At 74.4% G+C, this 3747-nt stretch carries 4 protein-coding genes; 3 read left to right on the top strand and 1 reads right to left on the bottom strand.

Annotated elements, in window-relative coordinates:
- Window positions 1-710: histidine kinase (locus tag CCN72_RS01995; RefSeq protein ID WP_244174104.1), on the bottom strand; the 710-nt coding region annotated here is incomplete at its 3' end.
- Between the two features lie 173 nt (window positions 711-883).
- Between CCN72_RS01995 and CCN72_RS01990 the strand changes: the two genes are divergently transcribed.
- From CCN72_RS01990 to CCN72_RS01980, 3 genes are all read left to right on the top strand, one after another.
- Window positions 884-1972 (top strand): ABC transporter permease, encoded by a 1089-nt coding sequence (locus CCN72_RS01990; protein ID WP_086806068.1) that lies wholly within the window; start codon window positions 884-886, stop codon window positions 1970-1972.
- Window positions 1969-2661: an ABC transporter ATP-binding protein gene (locus CCN72_RS01985; RefSeq protein WP_086806067.1), complete on the top strand. Its 693-nt coding sequence runs from the start codon at window positions 1969-1971 to the stop codon at window positions 2659-2661. Before CCN72_RS01990 ends, CCN72_RS01985 begins: the two co-directional genes overlap by 4 nt.
- A 75-nt stretch (window positions 2662-2736) precedes the next feature.
- Window positions 2737-3747, top strand: a 1011-nt coding sequence (locus CCN72_RS01980; RefSeq protein ID WP_107430047.1) for a sensor histidine kinase, incomplete at its 3' end; no start/stop codon positions are given.

Genomic DNA, 3747 nt, shown 5'->3' with positions numbered 1-3747 from the left:
GCCGCCGCCACATGACCGGCGGCGGCTTCGGGCCGGCCGGGCAGGGCGCGTTCGGCGGCACGCAGCAGCAACTGGATGCTGGAGAGTCCCTGGGCGAGGGTGTCGTGGATCTCGCGGGCCAGGCGTTCGCGTTCGGCCAGCACCCCCGCCGTGTGCTGGACCCGGTCCAGATCGGCGCGGGTGGCGGTGAGTTCTTCGATCAGGCGGCTGCGCCGCTCGCTCTCCCGGTACAGGGCCTGATAGCCCCGTACGACCGCGACGGCGACCGCCGCGCCGAGCGCGGGGCCGATCGCCATCGCCGCGCCGAAGGAGCCCTGGTGGGCGGCGAAGCCGGCGATGGCCGCCGCCGCGGTGGCGGCCACGGCGGCGAGCCCGGACCGGCGCGGCAGCAGATGCAGCTGGAGGAAGTACAGCGGGAACGCCATCCACACGGCGTCGGCGGACAGCGCCAGCAGCACCAGCCATACGGCGCCCACCGCGGCGAGCCACAGCGCGGCGGCCCGCCGGGAGCGGCGGACGCCGGGCAGCAGCGGCCCGGCCGCGTACACCCCGGCGCAGGCCACGGCGACGGCGACGACCGGCCACGCGGCGGAGCGTTCGTCGGCGACGGCCCGCCAGCCGGCCAGCGTGAGCAGGCCGAGGACCAGCAGGTGCAGGCACCAGGACAGGGCCCGGGTGGTCGGGGTCAGGGCGGGGGAAGCGGTGTTCACAGTGCCTCCCAGGCTACGGAAGCCGCAGGCCTTGCGGCCTCTGTCGAAAGTTGGAGTCCGCCCGCCGCCTTCCGGCCCGTGAAGTGCCGTCCTGCGCCGGAGGCGCGCGTGGGGGCGCGGCGGCGACGGTGAGGGCCTACCGCTTTTTCCCCGCCGGAAGGACAGCCGAGGCCGTGTTCGTCGCCTGGAGAGATCTGAGGTTCGCCAAGGGGCGCTTCGCCCTGATGGGAACCGTCGTCGTACTGATCACCCTGCTGGTCGGGCTGCTGTCCGGGCTCACGGCCGGACTGGGCCGGCAGAACATCTCGGCGATCACGGAACTGCCCGCCACCGGGATCGCCTTCCAGGCCCCCGCCCGCGGCCAGGCTCTGTCGTACACCGACTCCACCGTCACCGAGGCCCAGCGGCGGCAGTGGGCCGAGGCACCCGGCGTCAAGAGCGCCGAACCGCTCGGGATCAGCACCACCAAGGCCACCGCGGGGGACCGAAGTGCCGGGGTCTCCGTCTTCGGCGTCCGGCCCGGTTCCCGTCTCGCCCCGGACGGCGACCGGCTCGACGACCGTACGGTGGTGCTCTCCACCGGCGCCGCCGACGGCCTCGGTGTGACGGCCGGCGGCTCGCTCACCCTCGCCGGGCGGCGGCTGACGGTCGCCGCGGTGCGGGGCGACGCCTTCTTCAGCCACACCCCGGTCGTCTGGACCAGCCTCGACGTCTGGGGCCGGACCGCGCCGCCCACCGGCGACGGCAAGCGCCCGGCCGCCACCGTCCTCGCCCTGACCGCCTCCTCCGGGGCCGACATCGCGGCCGTCGACCGGCGGGCCGGCACCAGGACCGTCTCCCTCGCCGACTCGCTGTCCGCGATCGGGTCCTACGCCTCCGAGAACGGCTCCCTCCAGCTGATGCGCGGCTTTCTGTTCGCCATCTCCGCCCTGGTCATCGGCGCCTTCTTCACCGTGTGGACCATCCAGCGCGGCGCCGATGTCGCCGTGCTGAAGGCCCTGGGCGCCTCCACCGCCTACCTCCTCAAGGACGCGCTCGGCCAGGCCGTCGTCCTGCTCGTCGGCGGCACCCTGCTCGGCACCGGCATCGCCGCCGCCCTGGGCGCCCTCGTCGTGGGCGGCGCCGTGCCCTTCGTCCTCTCCCCGGGCACCGTCCTGGTCCCGGCCGCGGTGACGGTCGTCCTCGGTGCCCTCGGGGCCGCGCTGTCCGTCCGCCGCATCACCTCCGTCGACCCGCTGACCGCCCTGGGGAGCGCCCGATGAGCCTGTGCCTGAGCGACATCACCCTCACCTACCCCGACGGCGACACCCGGCTGACCGCCCTTGACCGGGTCACCCTGGAGGTGCCCAGGGGCAGCCTGACCGCCGTGGTCGGCCCCTCCGGCTCCGGCAAGTCCAGCCTGCTGGCCGTCGCCGCCACCCTGATCACACCGGACACTGGCACCGTCACCGTCGACGGCACCCGTACCACCGGACTGAGCCGGGGCGAGCTGACCGAGCTGCGCCGGAGCCGGATCGGCATCGTCTTCCAGCAGCCCAATCTGCTGCCGTCCCTCACCGCCGCCGAACAGCTCCAGGTCATGGCCCATATCGACGGCCGCTCCCCCGCCCGGGCGCGCGCCCGGGCCCTGGCACTGCTCGACGCGGTCGGCCTCGCCGGCCAGGCCGGGCGCCGCCCGCACCAGCTCTCCGGCGGCCAGCGCCAGCGCGTCAACATCGCCCGCGCCCTGATGAACGACCCCACCGTCCTCCTGGTCGACGAACCCACCAGCGCCCTGGACCACGAGCGCGGCACCGCCGTCCTCGGCCTGCTCACCCGGCTCACCCGTGAACGGGACACCGCCACCGTCCTGGTCACCCACGACCGCACCCACCTCGCGGCCGCCGACCGGATCACCGAGGTACGGGACGGCAGGCTCGTGCCGGTGCCGATGCCAGGACCGGCGAGATGAGGTGAGGTGAGGTGAGGTGAGGTGCCGCGTGAGACGGCTGTCTCGCCCGGCATCGGTACGGCTACCTTGGCCGCCATGGCAGACATCTTCCGGCGGCCCGGTCGGCTGCGTCGGCACGCGGGCTTCGACGGACGTGCCGGGCAGGCGGCCTTCGAGGCGCTGCACCGCGCGTCCCTCGCGGCACCGGCGTTGCGCGCCGGGCTGACCGAGACGTCGGCCGGTGCGGCCGCCCGGCATCTGCGCGAGCTGCTGGGCGCCCCAGGTCTCGCCGTCACCGACACCGAACGGGTGCTGGCCTGGGACGGCACCGGCAAGCACCATGGCGCGGGCGCGGCGGAGCTGGCGGCGGAGGTGCTGGCCGGCGGCGGGAGCGCCGTACTGAAGGCGGACCGGGTGTGGTGCGGGGACCTGGGCTGCGAGCTGCGCGAGGCGGTCGCGGTGCCGCTGGTGGTGGAGGACCGGGTCGAGGGCGCGCTGCTGGTCTACGCCCCGGGTGTGTCGGCGGGTCTGGTCCGGGCCGCGGGCGAGGTGGCGCGCTGGACCTCCGGGCAGCTGGAACTCGCGGAGTCGCACCGTTCCCGTACCCGTCTGGTGGAGGCGGAACTGCGGGCGCTGCGCGCGCAGATATCGCCGCACTTCTCCTGCAACGCGCTGACCGCGATCGCCTCGCTGGTGCGTACCGATCCGCAGCGAGCCCGTGAACTGCTGCTGGATTTCGCCGACTTCACCCGCTACTCGTTCCGTCGGCACGGCGAATTCACCACGCTGGCCGAGGAGTTCCGCTCGATCGGCCAGTATCTGGTGCTGGAGCAGGCGCGGTTCGGCGACCGGCTGTGCATCGATGTCCAGGCGGCCGTGGAAGTGCTGCCGGTGGCCGTGCCGTTCCTGTGCGTGCAGCCACTGGTCGAGAACGCGGTGCGGCACGGTTTCGAGGGCAGCACCGGGCCGGGGCGGATCACCGTACTCGCGTGGGACGTCGGCGCCGAGGCGCACATCACGGTGGAGGACGACGGGGCCGGCATGGACCCCGAGAAGCTCCGTCGCATCCTGGTCGCGGGGGGCACGCCCGCGACCAGGATGCGACGG

It is taken from the genome of Streptomyces murinus (assembly GCF_002154555.1).
GTDB classification, from domain to species: Bacteria; Actinomycetota; Actinomycetes; order Streptomycetales; family Streptomycetaceae; genus Streptomyces; species Streptomyces murinus.
The sequence above is the reverse complement of the archived record's forward strand: the minus strand, read 5'-3'. Positions and strand labels throughout refer to the sequence as shown.

What these genes read in the sequence shown, in the direction of transcription:
- CCN72_RS01985 (WP_086806067.1), top strand. Translation starts at nt 1,969, where the DNA reads ATGAGCCTGTGCCTGAGCGACATCACCCTCACCTACCCCGACGGCGAC.